The sequence below is a fragment of the Roseburia sp. genome, assembly GCF_041325975.1.
Lineage (GTDB): Bacteria > Bacillota > Clostridia > Lachnospirales > Lachnospiraceae > Roseburia > Roseburia rectibacter.
The window spans coordinates 717,967-739,410 of record NZ_JBGLEJ010000004.1 but is presented as its reverse complement, the minus strand read 5'-3'; the positions used below and the strand labels follow the sequence as shown (position 1 = coordinate 739,410).

The 21,444-nt window shown below is 44.1% G+C and carries 16 protein-coding genes and 2 tRNA genes; 15 read left to right on the top strand and 3 right to left on the bottom strand.

Annotated features, from left to right (window positions below; translation table 11 throughout):
• The first annotated feature begins 378 nt into the window (after window positions 1-378).
• From ACDD58_RS06770 to ACDD58_RS06735, 8 genes are all read left to right on the top strand, one after another.
• Window positions 379-1,440 (top strand): sulfate ABC transporter substrate-binding protein, encoded by a 1,062-nt coding sequence (locus ACDD58_RS06770; RefSeq protein WP_370776546.1) that lies wholly within the window; start codon window positions 379-381, stop codon window positions 1,438-1,440.
• 22 nt (window positions 1,441-1,462) lie between these two features.
• The gene (gene cysT, locus ACDD58_RS06765; RefSeq protein WP_118209883.1) at window positions 1,463-2,299 is read left to right on the top strand and encodes a sulfate ABC transporter permease subunit CysT; all 837 of its coding nucleotides are present in this window, start codon (window positions 1,463-1,465) and stop codon (window positions 2,297-2,299) included.
• Window positions 2,300-2,374: 75 nt separating this feature from the next.
• Window positions 2,375-3,190 carry a sulfate ABC transporter permease subunit CysW gene (gene cysW / locus ACDD58_RS06760; protein WP_117920110.1) on the top strand — a complete coding sequence of 272 codons (816 nt, stop codon included), beginning with the start codon at window positions 2,375-2,377 and terminating at the stop codon, window positions 3,188-3,190.
• 76 nt (window positions 3,191-3,266) lie between these two features.
• The gene (locus ACDD58_RS06755) at window positions 3,267-4,355 is read left to right on the top strand and encodes a sulfate/molybdate ABC transporter ATP-binding protein (protein WP_370776542.1); all 1,089 of its coding nucleotides are present in this window, start codon (window positions 3,267-3,269) and stop codon (window positions 4,353-4,355) included.
• 23 nt (window positions 4,356-4,378) lie between these two features.
• Window positions 4,379-6,079, top strand: coding sequence for an adenylyl-sulfate reductase subunit alpha (locus ACDD58_RS06750; protein WP_370776540.1), 1,701 nt, complete (start codon window positions 4,379-4,381; stop codon window positions 6,077-6,079).
• Window positions 6,076-6,390 carry a ferredoxin family protein gene (locus ACDD58_RS06745; RefSeq protein WP_117919968.1) on the top strand — a complete coding sequence of 105 codons (315 nt, stop codon included), beginning with the start codon at window positions 6,076-6,078 and terminating at the stop codon, window positions 6,388-6,390. The genes ACDD58_RS06750 and ACDD58_RS06745 overlap by 4 nt, the downstream gene beginning before the upstream one ends.
• Window positions 6,391-6,418: 28 nt before the next feature.
• On the top strand, window positions 6,419-7,318 hold the full coding sequence (cysD, locus tag ACDD58_RS06740) for a sulfate adenylyltransferase subunit CysD (protein ID WP_370776537.1): 900 nt from the start codon (window positions 6,419-6,421) through the stop codon (window positions 7,316-7,318).
• Complete coding sequence (locus tag ACDD58_RS06735; RefSeq protein ID WP_370776536.1) at window positions 7,319-9,010, top strand: sulfate adenylyltransferase subunit 1; 1,692 nt, start codon at window positions 7,319-7,321, stop codon at window positions 9,008-9,010.
• A gap of 331 nt (window positions 9,011-9,341) precedes the next feature.
• Here the strand turns inward: ACDD58_RS06735 and ACDD58_RS06730 are convergent, their stop codons facing one another.
• Complete coding sequence (locus ACDD58_RS06730; protein WP_370776533.1) at window positions 9,342-9,686, bottom strand: hypothetical protein; 345 nt, start codon at window positions 9,684-9,686, stop codon at window positions 9,342-9,344.
• A 324-nt stretch (window positions 9,687-10,010) separates the two neighbouring features.
• Between ACDD58_RS06730 and ACDD58_RS06725 the strand changes: the two genes are divergently transcribed.
• From ACDD58_RS06725 to ACDD58_RS06700, 6 genes are all read left to right on the top strand, one after another.
• The gene (locus ACDD58_RS06725) at window positions 10,011-12,179 is read left to right on the top strand and encodes a glycoside hydrolase family 13 protein (RefSeq protein WP_370776530.1); all 2,169 of its coding nucleotides are present in this window, start codon (window positions 10,011-10,013) and stop codon (window positions 12,177-12,179) included.
• A gap of 85 nt (window positions 12,180-12,264) precedes the next feature.
• Window positions 12,265-12,346 (top strand) — tRNA-Tyr (locus ACDD58_RS06720).
• Between the two features lie 84 nt (window positions 12,347-12,430).
• A tRNA-Leu gene (locus ACDD58_RS06715) sits at window positions 12,431-12,514 on the top strand.
• 265 nt (window positions 12,515-12,779) lie between these two features.
• Complete coding sequence (locus ACDD58_RS06710; protein WP_370776527.1) at window positions 12,780-14,468, top strand: methyl-accepting chemotaxis protein; 1,689 nt, start codon at window positions 12,780-12,782, stop codon at window positions 14,466-14,468.
• A gap of 154 nt (window positions 14,469-14,622) precedes the next feature.
• Window positions 14,623-17,244, top strand: a complete 2,622-nt coding sequence (locus ACDD58_RS06705; protein ID WP_370776525.1) for a cation-translocating P-type ATPase — start codon at window positions 14,623-14,625, stop codon at window positions 17,242-17,244.
• Window positions 17,245-17,333: 89 nt separating this feature from the next.
• Window positions 17,334-18,248, top strand: coding sequence for an SseB family protein (locus ACDD58_RS06700; protein ID WP_117920112.1), 915 nt, complete (start codon window positions 17,334-17,336; stop codon window positions 18,246-18,248).
• A 99-nt stretch (window positions 18,249-18,347) separates the two neighbouring features.
• On the opposite strand, the gene ybaK is transcribed toward ACDD58_RS06700, so the two are convergent.
• Window positions 18,348-18,851, bottom strand: a complete 504-nt coding sequence (ybaK, locus tag ACDD58_RS06695) for a Cys-tRNA(Pro) deacylase (RefSeq protein WP_118209891.1) — start codon at window positions 18,849-18,851, stop codon at window positions 18,348-18,350.
• A gap of 191 nt (window positions 18,852-19,042) precedes the next feature.
• Here ybaK and ACDD58_RS06690 point away from each other — a divergent pair, with 191 nt between their 5' ends.
• Complete coding sequence (locus ACDD58_RS06690) at window positions 19,043-19,624, top strand: HdeD family acid-resistance protein (RefSeq protein WP_117919988.1); 582 nt, start codon at window positions 19,043-19,045, stop codon at window positions 19,622-19,624.
• Between the two features lie 135 nt (window positions 19,625-19,759).
• Here the strand turns inward: ACDD58_RS06690 and ACDD58_RS06685 are convergent, their stop codons facing one another.
• Window positions 19,760-21,364, bottom strand: coding sequence for an HD domain-containing phosphohydrolase (locus tag ACDD58_RS06685; protein WP_243006759.1), 1,605 nt, complete (start codon window positions 21,362-21,364; stop codon window positions 19,760-19,762).
• Window positions 21,365-21,444: the final 80 nt, after the last annotated feature.

The window sequence follows — 21,444 nt, the reverse complement described above, 5'->3', positions numbered from 1 at the left end:
ACTGTACAATATGTATAAAAACAACTATAAAAAATTGTGAACTTTGTGCACACTTATTTGCGGGGGCATGCTATTATAATAACCGTAAAAACCCCCCAATACATTATATATAGTTTTTGCTATACCCCATAGTAAAAATACCTTCTCCTAAAAATGGAACCTGACCCCAGGTTTCATTTTTTTTGTCTATAACCGGATTATCTCCGGATCAGATCAACATTACATAATTGAAAAAAATTTCCAATTATATCTTGACACATTAGCAAACTAAAGTTATAATCCTAGTAATCTTATAGGAAATATATGAAAAGAAAAAGCGGCTACAGAAGACAAAGATTTTACATATGCATGATGCAGGTTTTACGGAGTGGAGGGACAATGAGAAAGAGGATGGCAGCAATCCTTGCGGCAGTGATGCTTGCAATGGGGACATTCGCCGGATGCGGCAGTATGGCAGATGCGGATACAGTAGAGATTGTCAATGTTTCCTACGATCCGACCAGAGAATTATACAAGGCCTACAATACCATGTTTGAACAACACTGGGAAGAACAGGCAGGGCAGAAAGTAAGGATCATCCAGTCTCATGGCGGTTCCGGAAAACAGGCACTTGAGGTTGCAAACGGACTGGACGCAGATGTGGTAACACTTGCATTAGAAGGTGATATCCAGACCATTTCCGATTTCGGGCTGATCGATCCCGGATTCGTATCAGAGTTTCCGGATGACAGTGCTCCATATACCTCAACGATCGTATTTCTTGTGCGGAAAGAAAATCCCAAACAGATCAAAGACTGGGATGATCTGCTAAAGTCCGATGTCAGTGTCATTACACCGAATCCGAAGACTTCCGGCGGGGCGAGATGGAATTATCTTGCAGCGTGGTACTATTTTGAAAGTCAGGGAGAGAGTGAAGAAGAGATCACGGAGCATATGAAAACGTTATATCAGAATGTGTTGGTATTAGATTCCGGCGCACGCGGTTCGACGACCACATTCATTGAAAATGGTCAGGGTGATGTTTTAATTGCATGGGAGAATGAAGCATTTTTATCCATGCGGGAAGAGCCGGGGGAATATGAGATCGTTGTTCCATCGGCATCGGTACTCTGTCAGCCGACCGTGGCAGTTGTGGATGAAGTGGTTGACCGGAGAGGCAGCAGGGCTGTGGCAGAGGAATACTTAAATTATCTGTATTCGGATGAGGCACAGAAACTTGTGGGAGAAAATTATTACCGTCCGGCAGATCCAGATATTGCAAAGGAATTTTATACAGAGGAAGGAACACGTGAGATCGCAGAAATTCCTTCCGATGGAAAATGGATGGTGACGGATGTTGATCTGGCAGATATCAGTCATTTTGGGGGATGGAATACAGTGATAGAGAAACATTTCTCAGATGGCGGGATCTTCGATACAATCTATGAACGTAACAGATAATGATGAAGGGGGCAGGATTCATATGAAAAAAAGTAAAAATAAACGAGTGATCCCCGGATTCGGGCTGTCATTTGGGATCACCATAACAATGCTTGGACTGATCGTTATTATTCCGTTATGTTCGCTGGTTATATTTTCTGCGAAACTTTCACCGTCAGAATTTATTCAGACGATCACAAGACCGCGTGTGTTATCCAGCTATGCAGTCAGTTTTTTTACCGCATTTGTGGCGGCAGCGATCGATGCAGTTATGGGTATGATCATTGCATGGGTGCTTGTAAGGTATGATTTCCCGGGAAAAGCGATCATGGACGGCATCATAGAACTTCCATTTGCGCTTCCGACTGCAGTGGCGGGCATTGCACTGACACATCTGACTACGACGGAAGGCTGGGTAGGAGCATTTTTTCAGAAGTTTGGAATTAAGATCGCATATACAAGACTTGGAATCATCGTAGCACTGGTGTTTATCGGAATCCCGTTTGTTGTGAGGGCGGTGCAGCCGGTTCTGGAAAAAATAGATATCCAGTACGAGGAGGCGGCAAATATCCTTGGTGCAAACAGCAGACAGACAATGTTCCGCGTAATCTTACCGGAAATCTTACCGTCTTTGATCGCCGGATTTACGATGTCTTTTGCAAGAGGACTTGGCGAATACGGAAGCGTAGTGTTCATTGCGGGAAATACACCTTATGAGACAGAGATCGCACCGCTTATGATCATGTCAAAACTTCAGGAATTTGATTATGCAAGTGCAACCTCGATCGCCCTTGTGATGTTAGCGGCAGCATTTGTGATTCTTTTTATCAATGCATGGCTGCAGAGCAGGGCATCGAAGATTGTCAGCGGTATCGCATAATATTGCAGGTGCATGGATATTGGCACAACATCTGTCAGATTTTATCAAAATCAGATAAAAGGAAGGAGAAAAGCTATGGAGATCAGAAAAAATTCGGGACCACTCAAATGGATCCTGATCGGCATCAGTGCTTTATTTCTTATAGTGATGCTGATACTGCCGCTCACATATGTCCTTGTAACTGCATTCGGGGAAGGCATCAAGGTATTTGTGGCAGCAGTTACCGATTATTATGCATTAAAAGCGATCGGGCTTACATTAGAAGTAACGCTGATCGCTGTGGTGGTCAATACCATCTTTGGAATTGCAGCATCCTGGTGTATCACGCGGTTCCAGTTCCATGGAAAAAAGATATTGTCCACGCTGATCGACCTTCCACTTACAATCTCACCGGTCATTGCCGGACTGATCTATATCCTCACATTTGGACGGCAGAGTATTCTTTATGAGTATCTGCGGTCAGCGGGGATCAAGATGATATTTGCAGTACCGGGAATCGTGGTAGCAACCGTGTTTGTGACATTCCCATTTATTTCAAGGGAGATCATACCTGTGCTTTCCACACTTGGTACGGATGAGGAAGAGGCGGCAGCGCTGATGGGGGCAAATGGCTTTACGATTTTCCGGAAGATCACTTTTCCACATATCAAATGGGCACTGCTTTATGGAATCGTCCTTTGTACAGCAAGAGCAATGGGAGAGTTTGGTGCGGTGTCTGTTTTATCAGGACATCTTCAGGGAAAAACAAATACGATGCCGCTTTACATTGAACTTTTATATCAGGGTTATGATTTTACGGGTGCGTTTGCAGTATCGGCGATTCTGGTGTGTATGGCAGTCGTGATCTTAGTGCTTCGCAGTGTGTTAGAGCATAAGGGAAAAGAAGCGTAAAAATGTTACCGGAAGTACTTGACAGAGAATAGAAGGAACAAAAAACAGATAATGCAGCATGGAAATGGAGCAGGTTATGACGGAACAAAATTATGTAGAACTTAGGCATGTGAATAAAAAATATAAAGATTTTCAGGCATCCGATGATATTAATTTTGGAATCGGAAAAGGAAAACTGATCGGTCTGCTTGGACCAAGCGGCAGTGGAAAAACAACGATCCTTCGGATGCTTGCAGGGTTAGAACATGCAGATTCCGGGGAGATCATTATTGATGGAAGAGTTGTCAATGATGTGCCTGCGAGTGAGCGTGGAATCGGGTTTGTATTCCAAAATTATGCATTGTTCCGCTATATGACCGTATGTGATAATATAGCATTTGGACTGGATGTAAAAAAATGGAAAAAATCGGATATCAAACGACGTGTTGATGAGTTAGTCGAGTTAGTCGGGTTAAAGGGATTTGAGAAGCGTTATCCGAACCAGTTATCCGGTGGACAGAGACAGAGAGTTGCATTTGCGAGAGCCTTAGCACCGAATCCGGAGCTTCTTCTTTTAGATGAACCGTTTGCAGCCATTGATGCAAAAGTGCGTCAGGAGCTTAGAAGCTGGCTTCGGGAGATGATCACGAGAGTCGGTATTACCAGTATCTTTGTCACGCATGATCAGGATGAAGCGATTGAGGTTGCCGATGAGATCATCATTACCAACCACGGACACATCGAGCAGGCGGGAACTCCGATTGAGATATACAGCCAGCCGAAGACGCCATTTGTCACAGAATTCATGGGTAGTCCGACAAGGATCAGCAACATCACGAGTTTTCATGGATATGAGGAATTAGGGGAAGGATTTCATGCGGTGGTGAGACCGGAGCATGTGAGTGTCACAAAGGAAACAGAGCAGAGCCGTTTTTCTTCTTCTGTGGAGGAAGGTGTTGTGGAACGTGTGATGTTCCGTGGCAGAGAGGTAGAACTTCATGTGAGGGTACATGATGTGCTGCTTGTGGCTAACCGGAGATTAGAGGAGACTCCGATCACGGAGGGCGAGCGTGTCAACGTATTTATCTATCAGGTGTTTGCGTTCTTAGCAGACGAGGCGGGAATGCAGAATGTACAGATTGTAGAAAATGCCAATATCGAAACAGAGAAGCTGTTCTATATTTAAGGAGTCAGGAGAATAGAAATTATATGAAAACAGAAATCATTACATCAGACGTGCTGATCATTGGGGGTGGAACCTCCGGTTGTTACGCGGCACTGACGATCGCAGGGCAAAGACCGGAACTTAACGTTGTGATCGCAGAAAAAGCCAATATTATAAGAAGCGGCTGTCTTGCAGCAGGAGTGAATGCGTTAAATGCATACATTACAGAGGGGAGAAAGCCACAGGATTATGTGGACTATGCTACAAAGGACGCCAATGGTATTGTAAGAAGTGATCTGTTGCTCTCCATGTCGCAGGGATTAAACCGTGTGACAGCAAAGTTAGAGGAATTAGGACTTGTTATTTTAAAAGATGAAAATGGAAAATATGTGACAAGAGGCAACCGGAATATCAAGATTAACGGCGAGAACATCAAACCGATCTTAGCGGAAGCTGTGAAGGCACAGAAAAATGTGAAGGTCATCAATCACGTGAACATCACAGATTATATTACTGCGCAGGATCAGGTTACCGGGGCATACGGTTTTGACGTCAATGAGAAAAAGGCATATATTTTTTCGGCAAAAGCCATTCTCTGTGCGACCGGTGGTGCGGCAGGACTTTACCGTCCGAACAATCCGGGATTTTCGAGACATAAGATGTGGTATCCGCCGTTTAATACAGGAGCCGGATATGCGATGGGAATTTTAGCCGGAGCAGAGATGACGACCTTTGAGATGCGTTTTATAGCACTCCGCTGTAAAGATACGATCGCACCGACCGGAACGATCGCACAGGGAGTCGGGGCAAAACAGATCAACTCACTTGGGGATGTCTATGAAACAAAATACGGCATTACGACAGAGGAACGTGTCTACGGTACGGTTGCAGAGAATCAGGAAGGCAGAGGACCGTGTTACCTGCATACGGAAGGAATCAAAGATGAGCAGGGCAAAGATCTGTTAAAAGCATATTTAAATATGGCACCGAGCCAGACTTTAAAATGGATCGAGAGTGGAAAAGAGCCGAATGAGCAGGACGTTGAGATCGAGGGCACTGAGCCTTATATCGTGGGTGGCCATACCGCGAGCGGTTACTGGATCGACGATGCGAGAAGAACCACCTTGAAAGGACTTTATGCAGCCGGAGATGTTGCAGGAGGATGCCCGCAGAAATATGTTACAGGAGCGCTGGTGGAGGGCGAGATAGCGGCGGAAACGATCTTAAAGGATCTTGAACTGGCAGATGCAGATCTGCAGTCAGAGGAAGAATTAGAAAAGCTGGCAGAAAAAGCAGACCGGGAATATGAAGCCTATTTTGCGGAGAAAAAATCATTCTTCGGTACGGAGCAGGTCGAGGAGGCAATGCAGAAGGTTATGGATGCCTATGCAGGTGGAATCGGAACCAATTACCGCTACAATGAAAAACAGCTTAATATCGCAGAAGAAAAAATTGACCAGCTTTTAGCACTGACAAAAGATCTGACCGCAAAAGATACAGATGATCTGTTACATATTTACGAAGTAAAGGAACGTTTAGTCGTATGTAAAAGTGTGATCGCACACTTAAAGGCGAGAAAAGAGACACGCTGGCGCGGTTTCGGACAGAATATGGATCATCCGGGAACAAAAGAAGAATGGAACAGGAAGGCAGTTAATTCCGTTTATGAAAATGGAAAGATCAAAATTCTGCTCCGTGATCTGGCACAGACACCGGATTTTGGTCAGAAAGGAGGCACCCTGTGAGCATAGCGATCAATAAAAGTAAATGTGTAAAATGCAGACGCTGCATCGAAGTATGTCCGGGAAACCTGATCAAGGCAGACGAAAACGGCAAGGCATACATCAAAGAGCCAAGAGACTGCTGGGGCTGCACATCCTGCGTCAAAGAGTGCAGGGCAGAGGCAATCGATTTCTTTTTAGGAGCCGACATCGGCGGCAGAGGCAGTACCTTAACCACCAAAGAGGATGGAGACTACCGCCTCTGGACAGTCACTGCCCCCGACGGCAGTCAGACCATTATACAGATCAATAAAAAAGATGCCAATAAATATTAAAACACAGCAAAATAGAGGAGGATATTTTATGAGTGGATTATCACATTTGGACGAACTGGAGGCAGAGGCGATCTACATCATCCGTGAAGTAGCCGCTGAGTGCGAAAAGCCGGTAATGCTTTACTCCATTGGAAAGGACAGCTCCGTTATGCTGCACCTTGCCATGAAAGCATTTTATCCGGAGAAGCCGCCTTTCCCATTTTTACATATCGATACGACCTGGAAATTCCGTGAAATGATCGAGTTTCGTGACCGCATTGCAAAAGAGAACGGCATTGAAATGCTGGTTTATACCAATCAGGAAGGTGTGGATGCCGGTATCAACCCATTTGACCACGGTTCCGCTTACACGGATATCATGAAGACACAGGCGTTAAAACAGGCACTCAAAAAATATGAGTTTACGGCAGCATTTGGCGGTGGCCGTCGTGATGAGGAAAAATCCCGTGCGAAAGAGAGAATTTTCTCTTTTCGTAATGAGGCACAGGCGTGGGACCCGAAAAACCAGAGACCGGAGATGTGGAAACTTTACAATACCAAGATCAATAAAGGTGAGAGCATCCGTGTATTCCCAATCTCAAACTGGACAGAAAAGGATATCTGGCAGTACATCAAACGTGAGAACATCGAGATCGTGCCACTCTATTTTGCAAAAGAGCGTCCGGTCGTATACCGTGACGGCAATATTATCATGGTGGATGATGACCGCTTCAAATTCCGTGAAGGTGAGAAGCCGGAGATGAAAAAAGTCCGTTTCCGTACATTAGGATGTTATCCGTTAACCGGCGGCGTTGAGTCCGATGCGGAGACTTTGGAAGAGATTATTGATGAGACACTTGCAGCCGTATCTTCAGAGCGTACCAGCCGTGTGATCGATAACGAAGCGGCAGGCAGCATGGAGCGTAGAAAAAGGGAGGGGTATTTCTAAATGAAAGGTTTACTTAAATTTATTACCTGCGGAAGTGTGGATGATGGAAAATCCACATTGATCGGACATATTTTATATGATGCAAAACTGCTGTATGCAGATCAGGAGAAAGCACTTGAATTAGACAGTAAAGTTGGAAGCAGAGAGGGCGCTATCGATTATTCCCTGCTGCTTGACGGTCTGATGGCAGAGCGCGAGCAGGGTATCACGATCGACGTTGCATACCGTTATTTTACAACAGACCGCAGAAGCTTTATCGTGGCAGATACACCTGGTCATGAAGAGTACACCAGAAACATGGCAGTGGGAGCTTCCTTTGCGGACCTTGCGATCATTCTTCTGGATGCGACACAGGGTGTGCTGGTGCAGACAAGACGTCATGCAAGGATCTGTGCGCTGATGGGAATCCGCTACTTTGTATTTGCGGTAAACAAGATGGATCTGATCGGCTATGACCAGGAAAAATTTAATGCGATCCAGGCAGAGATTTTACAGCTTGCCGGCGAGCTTGGACTGGAGAGCGTCAAGATCATTCCGGTATCTGCGACAGAGGGCGATAACGTCACAAAGAAATCCGATAACATTCCATGGTACACCGGCGAACCGATTTTAACTTACCTTGAGGAAGTCGATGTGACTGAAAAGGCAAAAGAGCAGGGATTTTATATGCCGGTACAGCGCGTGTGCCGTCCGAACCATACTTTCCGTGGTTTCCAGGGACAGATCGAGGCCGGAGAGGTGCATGTGGGTGATACCTTAACGGTACTGCCGGGCAATGAGACCGCCAGTGTAAAGAGCATTTTAGTAGCCGGAAAAGAGGCGGATACCGCACAGACCGGACAGCCGGTTACCATTCAGTTAGATAAAGAGATCGATGTATCAAGAGGATGTGTGCTGGAAAATGGCAGCGGCATTACGGCAGCACAGAAATTTACCACAACACTTTTGTGGATGGATGATAATAAGTTGTCAGCAGGTGGCGATTACTTTATCAAACTTGGAACGAAACTGATCACAGGTACCGTAACAGAGATCACATATAAGATCGATGTGAATACCGGAGAACATCATTCAACCGATACATTAGGAAAGAATGAGATCGCAGTCTGCAATATCGTGCTGGATGAAAAGATCCCGCTTGATGTATTTAAGAAACATAAGACTATGGGCGAACTGATCTTAATCGACCGTGTGACGAACATGACGTCTGCCTGCGGTGTTGTAGAGCAGTTTGCAAGCGGCAATGAGACAGATGAGCCGGTATTTGTTTATGGAGATTTAAAGGCACGGGGAGATATCTTTGAAGAGTTCTACTATAACATGGAGAAATCTTCCATTGCAAAACACAAACCGGAACAGAAAACATACACAGTAGGCGATGAGATCCCGACAAAGAGTGAAACTTATGAATATCCGGAGTATTTTGATATTCTGATATTAAGAGACCAGGTTGCAGTACAGGTGCGTGACAATAAGATCGAAGCGATCCTTCCATTAGGTGAATACCGTTACTCAGGTGTTCCGGTTGTAAATGGAAGAGGATTTGCGGTGAATGTAAAATCACAGAAAGACTTACAGACATTCTTAGATGGATATGGACAGGGAGAGACAGATACAGAGTTCTGGAATCACTGGCTGACATTCGGAACTTACCGCAAAGTGATCTTCCATGAAAACTATTTGGAAATCTGATGCGCAATCGTTTGTGCAAAATTTTAGTACCAGTTTAAAAGCTGGTACTAAGGTACTGTTTATTTTGTATAGTTTGAGCCGTAAAAAAAGTTTAAGTTTGTGCACACTTATCCTGCCACTCATGCTATTATAATTACTGTAAAAACCCCCCAATACATTATATATAGTTTTTGCTATACCCCATAGTAAAAATACCTTCTCCTAAAAAGATAGCTAGCCGATAGCTATCTTTTTTTATTTGCAAAAGTACAGTAGACATCGTAATAAATATTTTCACGTTTTGAACCGACCAGAGAAGCAAGTTTTGCATAGAGATCCGGGTGCATGCGGATCAGATAAAATTCGTCTTTTCTACCGGGTAGTGGAAGGTATCTAACACGATCGGATGAAAACATGCCATACGCATACTGTCATACTGCGAGTATGTGTGCAGACGGTAATGCCTTGTCGAAAGGAAACGGATGACCAAACTGAGGTAACTGAGGTTTTTGTGGTCTTTTTCTGTCTCGAAAAGAGAGGTATGAGACAGAAAGTACATCAGCAGAATTGGAAGATCCACATAAAAGGACAGATAATCCAGTTCTGTTTCATCCGGGATCATTTCTTTTTTCCGTGTATCATAGTCATCTACGACCGAATAGGCTTCATCCCAGCATATTGCATCTTCTTCTGCCATAAGACGGTAGTATTGAAATACGAGTGAAGGAGGACAGTCATAAATAGAACCCTTGTGTGCAAGAACTTCGGTGTAATGCTGCTTTGTCAGTTCAGATAAATGCAGGCGCAGTGAAATAATTAGTGTAAATATGATCTTTTGCTATCATCTGTATATCGGATAAAATAATTGGCTAACAGAGGATAATGTGCTATAAAAATATTAGGTATGTGCTTGGATTTTTTCATTGCTAAAGTACCATTCTGTGTTATAATAAAATAGAATTTTCGTAAATTTTCGTAGATGAGGAGGAAAATTCTCTGATTATCGGAGAATTTATATTTTATGAATCAGGAAGAATCAGTTTATGAATTAAATCGTATACAAAGATATATTATGCAGATGCGTCCACTGTTGAAAAAGAATGCGCTATTTTCAGATGGAACGGCAGATTACAGACAGCCGGTGGAACCAAAAGCCGGTGAAGAAGTGACGATCCGGTTCCGTACAGCACGTGACAATGTCGATATCGTCTGGTTGTGCACGCAAGATAAAAAATATAAAATGAAAAAAACAGAGACCGAGGGAGCCTTTGACTATTATGAGGTAAAGATCACGCTTGGTGAGGAACCGTTTTACTATTATTTTAAGGTAGCAAGCGGTATGTTAAATGTGTATTATGACCGTTATGGCATCAGCAAGGAAAAACGTGACCAGTACCGTTTCTGTATCATTCCTGGATTTTCAACACCGGACTGGTCAAAAGGTGCTGTTATGTACCAGATCTTAGTTGACCGTTTTTATAATGGTGATACATCAAATGATGTGTTGACGGATGAGTATTATTATATCCGTTCTACCAGCAGAAAGATGGATAGCTGGGATCAGTGTCCGTCTGATTTTTCTGTCGCAGAGTTTTACGGTGGAGATCTTGAGGGAGTCAGACAAAAACTGGGTTATCTGCAGAATCTTGGCGTGGAAGTAATTTATTTTAACCCATTATTTGTGTCACCTTCCAATCACAAATATGATATTCAGGATTATGACTATATAGATCCTCATTACGGTAAAATCGTAGAGGATGGTGGAGAACTGTTAAAAGATGGCGTGAGTGATAACCGGAAAGCAACACGCTATATTAACCGTGTAACGAATAAGAAAAATCTTGAGGCGAGCAATGAATTTTTTGCAGAGCTGGTGAAAGAGATTCATGCGCGCGGCATGAAAGTTATCTTAGACGGTGTATTTAATCATTGTGGTTCTTTCAATAAGTGGCTTGACCGGGAGGAAATCTATCAGGTAAGCGGGGATTATGAGGATGGTGCGTTTATTTCAAAAGACAGTCCATATCGTAATTTCTTTGGCTTTCAGGATCAGTTTGCATGGCCTTATAATACGACTTACGAAGGCTGGTGGGGGCATGATACGCTGCCAAAACTCAACTATGAAGGTTCTGAAAAATTGTATGATGACATTATGCGTGTTGCAGCAAAATGGGTATCACCGCCATACAATGCAGATGGCTGGAGACTTGATGTTGCTGCAGATTTAGGACATTCCCCGGAAATGAACCATAAGTTCTGGAGAGATTTCCGTAAATCAGTAAAAACAGCAAATCCCAATGCAATTATTCTGGCAGAACATTACGGTGATCCAAAAGAATGGCTGCAGAAAGGTGACCAGTGGGATACCGTTATGAATTATGACGCGTTCATGGAGCCGCTGACATGGTTTTTAACCGGTATGGAAAAACACAGTGATGAATCAAAGCCACAGTTAAAGGGAAGTTTGAAAGATTTTGAGGGTTCCATGCGTCATTATATGGCAAGTTTTCAGACATCACAGCTTTTGTGTGCCATGAATGAGCTTTCGAATCATGATCATTCCAGATTTATGACAAGAACCAATGAAAAAGTGGGACGTGCAGCAGCACTTGGTACCGCAGCCGCTGAGGAAGGAATAAAGCCGGCAGTATTCCGTGAGGCGGTCGTTGTTCAGATGACATGGCCGGGAGCACCGACGATTTATTATGGAGACGAGGCGGGACTCTGCGGATTTACAGATCCGGATAACAGACGTACCTATCCATGGGGAAAAGAGGATGTCGTTCTGATCGATTTTCACCGTGATATCATCCATATCCACAAAGAAAACGAGGCACTCCGCACCGGCTCCCTCATGTTTTTAAATGGAACTGCCATGACCGGAAATCATACAGGCAGTAATGCAGATGGTAATCTGCGAGCAGATGATAATCTGCTTTGTTACGCAAGATTTAACCGCAGTCAGCAGTTTGTTGTTCTGGTAAATAATAAAGAGGAAGAACGTGATGTAACGCTTGAGGTATGGCAGTGCGGTATACCGAAAAATGCGGTGTTAGAGCGCGTGATCATTTCAAATGAGACAGGTTATTCCCTGATGCCGAAAAAGTATGAAGTAGTGGATGGAGTGTTTAAAGTAAGCATGCAGAAATATTCTGCTGTTGTTCTGATGTATGACAGAACAAGAGACTAGTACATTGATAAAAAATGCTTGCATAAAAGAAGTCACTATGCTATAATCTTTTCTTGTCAGAGCGCATTTTGTGTATCTGATGAATGGGCAGATTCCCGAGTGGCCAAAGGGGACAGACTGTAAATCTGCTGCAATTTGCTTCGGTGGTTCGAATCCACCTCTGCCCATTATGTATTGTCCGGTAGGATGACATTTTTAAGTAGCTCGTGAGTGAAAGTCTTCGAACATAGGCGGCAGTACATATGAAAAATGCCGGCGTGGCGGAACTGGCAGACGCGCAGGACTTAAAATCCTGTTGTAGAAATACAGTACCGGTTCGATTCCGGTCGCCGGCATTATAGAGAGAAGTAAGACATCGGTTTTAGAACCGGTGTTTTTTTAATTCATAGGAAATTACGTCCTATGAATCAAAAAGCCCTCCGGGCGGGATGGGCATCTTGCGGAGAAGAAGTTAGCTGTAAACAGCACCGATCGGGCATTTTAAAATTTTAGCGCAAATAGGGTGTTAACTATTGGTGGATTTGTGCTATAATGCAATTATTCAATTTATACTATAAGAAGGGGAAACCGTGTTCAGATTTGATACGGAAGAAAGGTACGATGAAACAGGAAAAAGTTACATTCATTCATTCCATTTCGGCAAAAATTACACTCCTTGCCGTTTTTATTGTTGTTGTATCATTGGTGGGAAGTATGATCAATGCCAGTTCAAAGTCGAGTGATGTTGTTGAGACAGTCAATGCGCATTACATCCTAAGTCTGGCAGAGATGGGAGCGCAGACGATTGGAAATATTCCGGCAGAGATAGCAACGGATGAACAGTTTTCTAGGGTTGTAAGTGATATCAGCATGAAAGGCGTAGACAGTGCATATGCTTATCTGGTGTCAGCGGATGGTACAATGCTTTATCATCCGACAGCAGACAAGATCGGAAAAACGGTTGAAAATCCCGTTATTAAAGGTGTGGTATCACAGCTTGCATCCGGAACCGTTCCGGAGAATGCTGTTGTTGAATATGATTTTAATGGTGCAATCAAGTATGCAGGGTATGCCCTGACCCCGGATCACATGATCGTGGTCGTATCGGCTGATAAGAGTGATATTGTAGAGCCGGTCAATGAGATGATCCGTTCTATGTGTATCACAGCAGCGATTACGCTTGTTGTATGTGTGATCATTGGCTATGTGTTAAGCCGTTTTATCTGCGCACCGCTTGAAAGCCTGACAGAGATTATAAAGAATACTGCAAATCTGAATTTCAGTCACAATGCAAAAAGTGATGGTCTGTGCAAAAGAACAGACGAAACCGGTTTCATGGCGCGTGAACTTCGCATCATGAGAAAGAATCTGCGTGAAATGGTTGCAAATATTGATACGGCAAGCCAGCAGATCACCGGAAATGTAGATGGATTAAAACAGGTAACTGAGACCGTAGACCATATGTGTTCGGATAACTCAGCAACCAGCCAGCAGCTTGCAGCAGGCATGCAGGAGACAGCCGCAACTACTGTAAATATCAATGAGAATGTCGGTACCATGAAAGATGAAGCTGAGCGGCTTACAGAGATGGCAGAAAAAGGTGCAGATGTTTCCAATGAAATTATGGACAGAGCAAAGAATCTGCGCAATAAGACAGTAACTGCAAGTTCCCGTACTATGGATATGTATACAAGTGTCAAAGAGAAATCCGAAAAGGCGATCGAGGGATCAAAGGCAGTTGAAAAGATCAATGAACTGACCAATACCATTATGGAGATCTCTTCACAGACCGGACTTTTAGCTTTGAATGCAAGTATTGAGGCTGCAAGAGCCGGAGAGGCAGGACGTGGATTTGCAGTTGTTGCGACAGAGATCGGAAGCCTTGCAGACCAGACTTCAAAAGCGATCGCTGATATCGGTAATATTGTAAAAGCCGTCAATGAAGCAGTTGGCAATATGACAGAGTGTCTGGGTGAAACGACAGAATTTCTGGAAACGAATGTAATTGAAGATTATAAAGAGTTTGAAAAGGTTGGCGAACAGTATCAGGAAGATGCAGATGTATTCAAGTCTAACATGAATCAGGTAAAGGATTCCATGCTGCAGCTTTCAGATCTGATCGAGTCGATCGCACAGGCGTTAAGCGGCATCAATGATACTGTGGGCGAAGCCGCAGTCGGTGTATCCGATATTGCTGAAAAAACAAGCGGTATGGTTGAAAAAACAGGCGCTACACATGATATGGTATCTGAATGTTACTCCTGTGCAGATAATCTGCGTGAGATCGTTGGCAAGTTTGTATTAAAATAAAATCTATTGTCATGAATCATGGCCTGTCCTCATAAGATGTGGTAATCACAGATTATGAGGGCAGGCTTTTTTGATTCATAGGAGATTACGTCCTATGAATCAAAAAGCCCCTGGCAGAACCTTGATGTGAAAAGTATGCGGTAGGGAGGCTATGATGCAGGAAAAGTCAAATGAACAGCAAAAAGAGCAGAAACGGGGATATAACCTGTTGGATAAAGAAGAAGAAAAATCGATGCTGTCATGTTTTGTGGAACAGCTGAATGATCCGCTTATTTTTATTTTGTTTGCGGCGGCAGCAATATCTCTTCTGCTGCAGGAATTTGGGGACATGTGCATTATACTTGCAGTAGTGCTTTTAAATGCCATAGTCGGAGTGATCCAGGAGGGAAAGGCAAAGCGGGCATTAGAGGCATTGGAAAAAATGACAAGTCCGCATGCACTGCTCCATGATGAGGATGGAATCCATGAGATTCCGGCATCGGATCTGATACCAGGGGATATTGTCTGCCTTGAAGCAGGCAGACAGGTGCCGGCAGATATCAGGATCATATCGGCTGTCAATTTAAAGATCGAGGAGTCAGCGCTTACCGGCGAATCTGTTCCGGTTCCTAAAAATACGACGGATCAAAATGAGGCATATATGACCACTAATGTTACATATGGACGTGGAGAAGGAATCGTCACTGCGATAGGGATGGATACGAAGATAGGCGGTATCGCAAAATTGCTTTCCAGGACAAAAACGGAGCTGACGCCGTTACAGAAAAGGCTGGCGGATCTTGGAAAAATCCTTGGTACCGTTTCTGTCTTTTTGTGTATCCTGTTGTTTGTCATGGCAGTTTTGCAGAGGCGCAATGTTGCAGAAATGCTGATCACGGCAATATCATTAGCGGTTGCTGCAGTTCCGGAAGGTCTGCCGGCGATCGTTACGATGGTACTTGCACTTTCGGTATCACGTATGGTGAAGGTCAATACGATCGTAAAAAGACTGCCGAGTGTGGAGACATTAGGCTGTGTGAGCGTGGTATGCTCGGATAAGACGGGAACACTGACGCAGAACCGTATGACTGTGACAAGATGTTATACAGATGGAAAAATCTGCGAACCAAAGAATCTCAACCGCAGAAAAAACAGATATTTTCTGGAGGGATATACCCTTTGCAATGATGCGTCTGTCCGTGGGGAACGGATCGGAGATCCCACAGAACTTGCCCTGCTTGATATGGCGGAAAAATTTGATCTGCAGAGAGAGAGATTAGAAGAAAGTTTTCCGAGAATACAGGAAATCGCGTTTGATTCCGACCGGAAAATGATGACGACATTACACCGGGGAGAAAAAGAAAAAATTTCTTATACCAAAGGTTCCCCGGATGAAATATTAGAGCGTGCTGCATTCCTGATGAAAGATGGTGAGCGTGTGCCGATGACCCCGGAGAGACGAAAAGAAATCGATCAGGTGATCCGTACGTTTACGAAAGATGCACTCCGGGTACTGGCACTTGGGATGCGAAATCCGGCTGACGGTTTAAAGGAAAACGGGCTGACTTTTCTGGGAATTGTTGGAATGGCTGATCCCATACGTCCGGAGGCACAGGAGGCTGTAATGGAGTTTTACCGTGCAGGGGTAAAAACGATCATGATCACGGGGGATCGGATCGATACGGCATTTGCGATTGCAAAAGAACTGCACATTGCATCGGAAGAAAGTGAGTGCATTTCGGGAGAAACGTTAACGGATATGACAGATGAAATGCTTGCAGAAAAAATAAAAAAGGTGCGTGTGTTTGCCCATGTTTCGCCGGAGCATAAGGTGCGCATCGTGGCAGCATGTAAGAAAAACGGGGAGATCACCGCAATGACAGGAGATGGTGTCAATGATGCACCGTCATTGAAAGCAGCAGATGTCGGGATCGCTATGGGAAAGGCAGGAACGGATGTGGCGAAAAATGCAGCGGACATTGTGTTGACGGATGATAATTTTGCGACGATCGCAAAAGCCATTGCGCAGGGAAGATGTATTTATGAGAATATCCGGAAATCTGTGATATTTCTGTTGTCTTCTAATTTCGGGGAGATCATAACAATGCTTGCGGCTGTAGCCTGCGGATTTGCGGCACCGTTAAAATCAAGTCATATTCTATGGATCAATCTGATCACAGATTCGCTTCCGGCACTGGCGCTTGGTGTGGATGAGGAAGAAAATAAAAGTTACATGGACAGACCACCGCGCGGAAAGGATGAGAGTCTGTTTGCAGGGGGTGGGTTAAACTGTACCTGTTTTTATGGGGCATTGATCGCATTTATCAGTATGACAGCGTTTTTGCAGCTTCCGGTGGGAATCCTGCTTGGGGCGGGCAGCACGGTCACACCGGAAGCAATCAGGCTGCTTCTGGCAGATGCAGAGCTTTTAAGCCGCTGCCAGACCTATGCATTTACGGTACTTGGTATGTCTCAGCTCTTTCATGCGATCGGTATGCGTGATGTTGAAACATCGCTGTTTCAGATGAACCATCTGGAAAACAGATTAATGATTGCTGCATTCGCAATCGGAACAGGACTGCAGCTTCTCGTGACGGAAGTTCCTTATTTTGTTAATCTGTTTGGAACCTGCAGATTAACACTGCTTGAATGGGTAAAACTGCTGGTACTTGCAGCCATGCCTTTACTCGGACATGAACTGTTAGTATTGGGAGGCTGTCTGGGAGAAAAAAGAGATAAGAAAAATTTAAAGGGAAAAGATCAGCAGGCGGTATCGTCTGGTGGGCGGTGGAGCTAAAAAAAACATTCATTTTTTACGGGGGGTGTGGTATAATGAGGTGTCCGTAAGTTTTGGGCAGGTTTTTGCAGGAAAGGATATTGGGAATTATGGAAGAGAAAATGACAATGGAAATCACGAACGACAGACTTGAGGAGGCCATTAAGGAATATGCCGCAGACCGCACGAAAGAGAATCTTACCACAGTGCTGAATCTGCTTCGTCCGACAAAGCTGTTTGTGCCGGCAATGTTACAGGCACCGGATCGTCCGATTCCATGTTTTTTAAAGAATAGTAATGAAGAACAGTTTTTAGTAGTATATACGTCAAAAGCGCAGATCCCGGAGGAGCCAAAGAGCCAGGCGATGCTTAACATGCCATTCCCGGCATGCAATAATATCGTTGTAAAACCGGAATTAAAACTTGCCGGAATGGTGATCAATCCATTTTCTGACAACCTTGTGTTAAAGACAGAACTTGTACAGAAGTTACATGAAGTTGACGAGCAGGCGGCAAAACGTGCTGCACAGATGAAACAGGTGAAGATGACACCGGCACAGTTTCAGGTATTTGTAAAGCGTCAGGTTGAGTTTGCAGTACTGCCAAAGCGTCTGTTTACCGAAAAACAGGAGTTCATCAACAAGCTGTGTGATGAGAAAGAGGCTTTTGTCAATGAGATTTTTGCAGGCGTGTTCAAGGAGCCAAAGTTAAATCCATACACAGAGAACGATTACTCTGTAATGGCACTTGATATTGCAGAAGATCTGACATTGATCCGTGTAGATCTTCCGGAAAAAGGCTTAGTTCCGCCACTTTGCTACCGTATTTACCTGACGATCAATCCTAAGACCGGAAAAGCCGGCTATTATACGATCGAGATGTCAAAAGAAAAAGATGTCCGCATGTTAGGAGAGCTTTTAGAGGACGGAAAACATATAGATCACGGTGTGGCACCGGTAGAGGGTGCTGAACTTCAGAAGATCATGGATCTTGCCAGAGGTGAAGGCGCAGAGGTGACAAGCTAGATCTGGGATATGATGTCTCAGACAGGTAAATGAAAAAATGATATAACATGAAGGAAGGGGCTGTCTCACTAACTTTGTTAGTATGACAGTCCCTTCCCTTTATCTTTCGTTATGCTGGATGATATCGGCATATTGTCCGCGGGTGACTTTTAAGAGCGCATCCGGGTTTACCGTGATGGAGGTACCGATGCGTCCACCGCTGATATAAATCTTATCGAAGGAAGCAGCGCTTTCATGTACGACGGTTGGGAACTGCTTTTTCATGCCAAGAGGTGAGCAGCCGCCACGCACATAGCCGGTAAGCGGAGTCAGATCTTTTACGTGAAGCATTTCAAGTGATTTTTCACCGACACATTTTGCGGCAGCTTTCAGATCGACTTCCTCTGCGATCGGTACGACAAAAACATAATACTGTCTGTTCCCGCCGGCGGCAGCCTTGCCGGACATGACGAGCGTTTTAAACGACTGTTCTACCGGAGCACCGGTCTTTTCTGCGGTATGTAGACCGTCTATAAATTCATCACACTCATAATTGATAATTTCATAAGGTATTTTATTGCGGTCTAAAATGCGCATGGCATTTGTTTTTACTTCTTTTCCCATAGAGAAAACTCCTTTCATGAATGAACTGCGCTCATTGTAACACCACAGCAAAAAATAGACAACTGAAACAGAATGTATGTTTACGAAAAAATAAAAAAATGTTATTCTAATAAGGGAAATTAAGGCAATATATGAGGTGAATTAAAATGCGCCACATATAAGAACATGTGTGGCGGGAAATGAGGCAGAGTATGAAAGATTTTTTTAAGAGAGTAAAGGCGGATGCAATAATGTCAGCAGTTTTATGCATCGCATTGGGCGTGGTTCTGATCGTATGGCCAGGAGAGACGATCGATATCGTATGTAAAGTGCTTGCCGCAGGACTTATCATTCTTGGAGGGGTAGAACTGTTTTCCTATATTACCAATAGAAACGGTTATATGTTCACCGGAATCCTTGGGCTGATCGTGCTGATCATCGGTGTATGGATCTTCTTAAAACCGAGCAGTATCGTGAGCCTGGTACCGATCGTGATCGGTGTGATACTTGCTGTTCACGGTGTGCAGGATGTGAAAATGGCGTTAGAATCAAAGAATGGCGGATATGACAGATGGTGGATTATGCTGATCATTGCCATTATCAGTATTGCATTTGGCGTGCTCTGCATTGTCAATGCGTTTGGCATGGTCAAACTTGCCATGCAGTTTGTAGGAGCAGCCCTGATCTATGATGGAATCAGTGATCTGTGGGTTGTGACAAAGACGGTGCGGACGGTGAAAGATATGGAGCAGGAAGCGAAAGCAGTCGACGTAGATTATAAAGAAATCGATTAAGTGATTAAGCGGAAAGAAAGAGAAACAGATATAAAAAGTGTCCCTGAAAATCTGGATAAAAGATTTTCAGGGACACTTTTTTGGTTCGTGATAATAGAATATTTGAGCAAGCTGCATCTGATTGCCCAGACTGCGCTATACTGTAATTTTACCTTCATTGATAAGCCGGATAAATACGTCGACTAATTCCGGATCAAACTGTGTTCCACTGTTTTTTTTCAGTTCACTGACAGCATAGGAGACAGAGAGCGGATTTTTGTATGGACGTCTGGCAGTCATGGCATCAAAACAATCGGCGATGGTAAGTATTCTTGCCATATAAGGAATATCCTCACCGGCAAGACCACGCGGATATCCCGTGCCATCATACCGTTCGTGATGACCAAGTACTGCAGGAATTACATAATCCATATGTGGCAGATAACGGATCATTTTTGTGGAGTTTTCAACATGTGTCTTCATGATCTCATATTCTTCCGGTGTCAGTTCCGAGGTTTTCTGTAAAATACGTTCCGGAATACTGATTTTTCCGATGTCATGCAGCATACCGGCATCACGCACAAGTTCGATGTCATTTTCACTCATGCCAAGATCTCTGGCTAAGATCACAGCATATTTCGACACATTCATGGAATGGATAAATGTGTAGCTGTCCTTGGCATCGATCGCAGCGGTCAGTGCATAGATGGTAGGCGCAACACGTTCGTATGCAGTTCTTAAGTTCGAATCGGTGGAACGTGTCTCAAGACCGGCCCGGTAAACGGTAAGGTGACCTTTGCCCCCTAGTTTACCATAATAGATCGCCTGTTCTGCATTATGGAGCAGTGTTTTCGCATCTGGAGAAATAGATGGGAAAGTGGATATACCACAGGTAATGCTTGTGTCCCACACGGTATCGTTTTTGCTCCGCAGACTGATGATATTATGGATGATCTCATTAGCAAGTGCACCTGCACTGGTGGGATCATCCCCCTGTGTCAGTATCATAAAAACATCTGTACCATAACGGAATGCGAGGTCAGACGGGCTGATCTTTGAAAGGATTGCCTGTGCACAGAGCGTGATCAGATTATCTCCTTCCGTGGCACCGTAAAGCTCATTGTAGAGCTTGAAATCATCAATGTCGAGCAGGATCAGACCAATCGGGGTATCCGTCGAACAGGCATCTTTGATACATTCAAAGGCATGTTTTCTATTATATAAGGAAGTAAGACTGTCTGTGATCGAAGCATGGTAAGCATTATAATACAGGTTGGCGTTGCGCAGAAGATACGCAGCATAGTAACAGATACGGTCGAGACAGACAAGTTCCTCTTCGGTGTAGATGCGGTCCGCATCGTCAGCAATATACAAAAGACCAATGACAGCCTGCTGATAACGGATCGCCTTGATTGCGTGAATATTTTGCTGTGCGAGCCAGCGGCTCTGCCGGGGAGTCAACAGAGGATTGTCCGTAAGAAAATCTGATCCTGTTACAAGAAAACCTTTTTGGTGCAGTATCTCTTCGAGAAATGCGTCAGAAGGAACGGAGTAATCTTTTTCAAAGAAAATATCTCCCCATCTGCGTACAGTGTAAAAGGAACGTCTGGTGTTTAAATTCTGTGTTAGTAAAAGTCCCTGGGGATTCAGCAGCAAAATGAGAGAATCTATCAGGATATTGTAAATTTCATCGGTATTTAAAGTGCGGATCGCAGACGACAGGAAATTTTCCAGAATCGTATCTTTGTGTTCTGACAACATATGGTAAGGAGCCTCCGGAAGTGATTTTTCTTGAGAATGTAGTAATATTATACTATAATGCTTTTGGTGTGACAATGGTG

Coding starts and splice junctions, on each gene's coding strand:
- ACDD58_RS06755 (WP_370776542.1), top strand. CDS start 3,267: ATGACGGAACAAAATTATGTAGAACTTAGGCATGTGAATAAAAAATAT.
- ACDD58_RS06770 (WP_370776546.1), top strand. CDS start 379: ATGAGAAAGAGGATGGCAGCAATCCTTGCGGCAGTGATGCTTGCAATG.
- ACDD58_RS06730 (WP_370776533.1), bottom strand. CDS start 9,686: ATGGCAGAAGAAGATGCAATATGCTGGGATGAAGCCTATTCGGTCGTA.
- ACDD58_RS06685 (WP_243006759.1), bottom strand. CDS start 21,364: ATGTTGTCAGAACACAAAGATACGATTCTGGAAAATTTCCTGTCGTCT.
- cysT (WP_118209883.1), top strand. CDS start 1,463: ATGAAAAAAAGTAAAAATAAACGAGTGATCCCCGGATTCGGGCTGTCA.
- ACDD58_RS06710 (WP_370776527.1), top strand. CDS start 12,780: ATGAAACAGGAAAAAGTTACATTCATTCATTCCATTTCGGCAAAAATT.
- cysD (WP_370776537.1), top strand. CDS start 6,419: ATGAGTGGATTATCACATTTGGACGAACTGGAGGCAGAGGCGATCTAC.
- ACDD58_RS06690 (WP_117919988.1), top strand. CDS start 19,043: ATGAAAGATTTTTTTAAGAGAGTAAAGGCGGATGCAATAATGTCAGCA.
- ACDD58_RS06735 (WP_370776536.1), top strand. CDS start 7,319: ATGAAAGGTTTACTTAAATTTATTACCTGCGGAAGTGTGGATGATGGA.
- ACDD58_RS06725 (WP_370776530.1), top strand. CDS start 10,011: ATGAATCAGGAAGAATCAGTTTATGAATTAAATCGTATACAAAGATAT.
- ACDD58_RS06705 (WP_370776525.1), top strand. CDS start 14,623: ATGCAGGAAAAGTCAAATGAACAGCAAAAAGAGCAGAAACGGGGATAT.
- cysW (WP_117920110.1), top strand. CDS start 2,375: ATGGAGATCAGAAAAAATTCGGGACCACTCAAATGGATCCTGATCGGC.
- ACDD58_RS06700 (WP_117920112.1), top strand. CDS start 17,334: ATGGAAGAGAAAATGACAATGGAAATCACGAACGACAGACTTGAGGAG.
- ACDD58_RS06750 (WP_370776540.1), top strand. CDS start 4,379: ATGAAAACAGAAATCATTACATCAGACGTGCTGATCATTGGGGGTGGA.
- ybaK (WP_118209891.1), bottom strand. CDS start 18,851: ATGGGAAAAGAAGTAAAAACAAATGCCATGCGCATTTTAGACCGCAAT.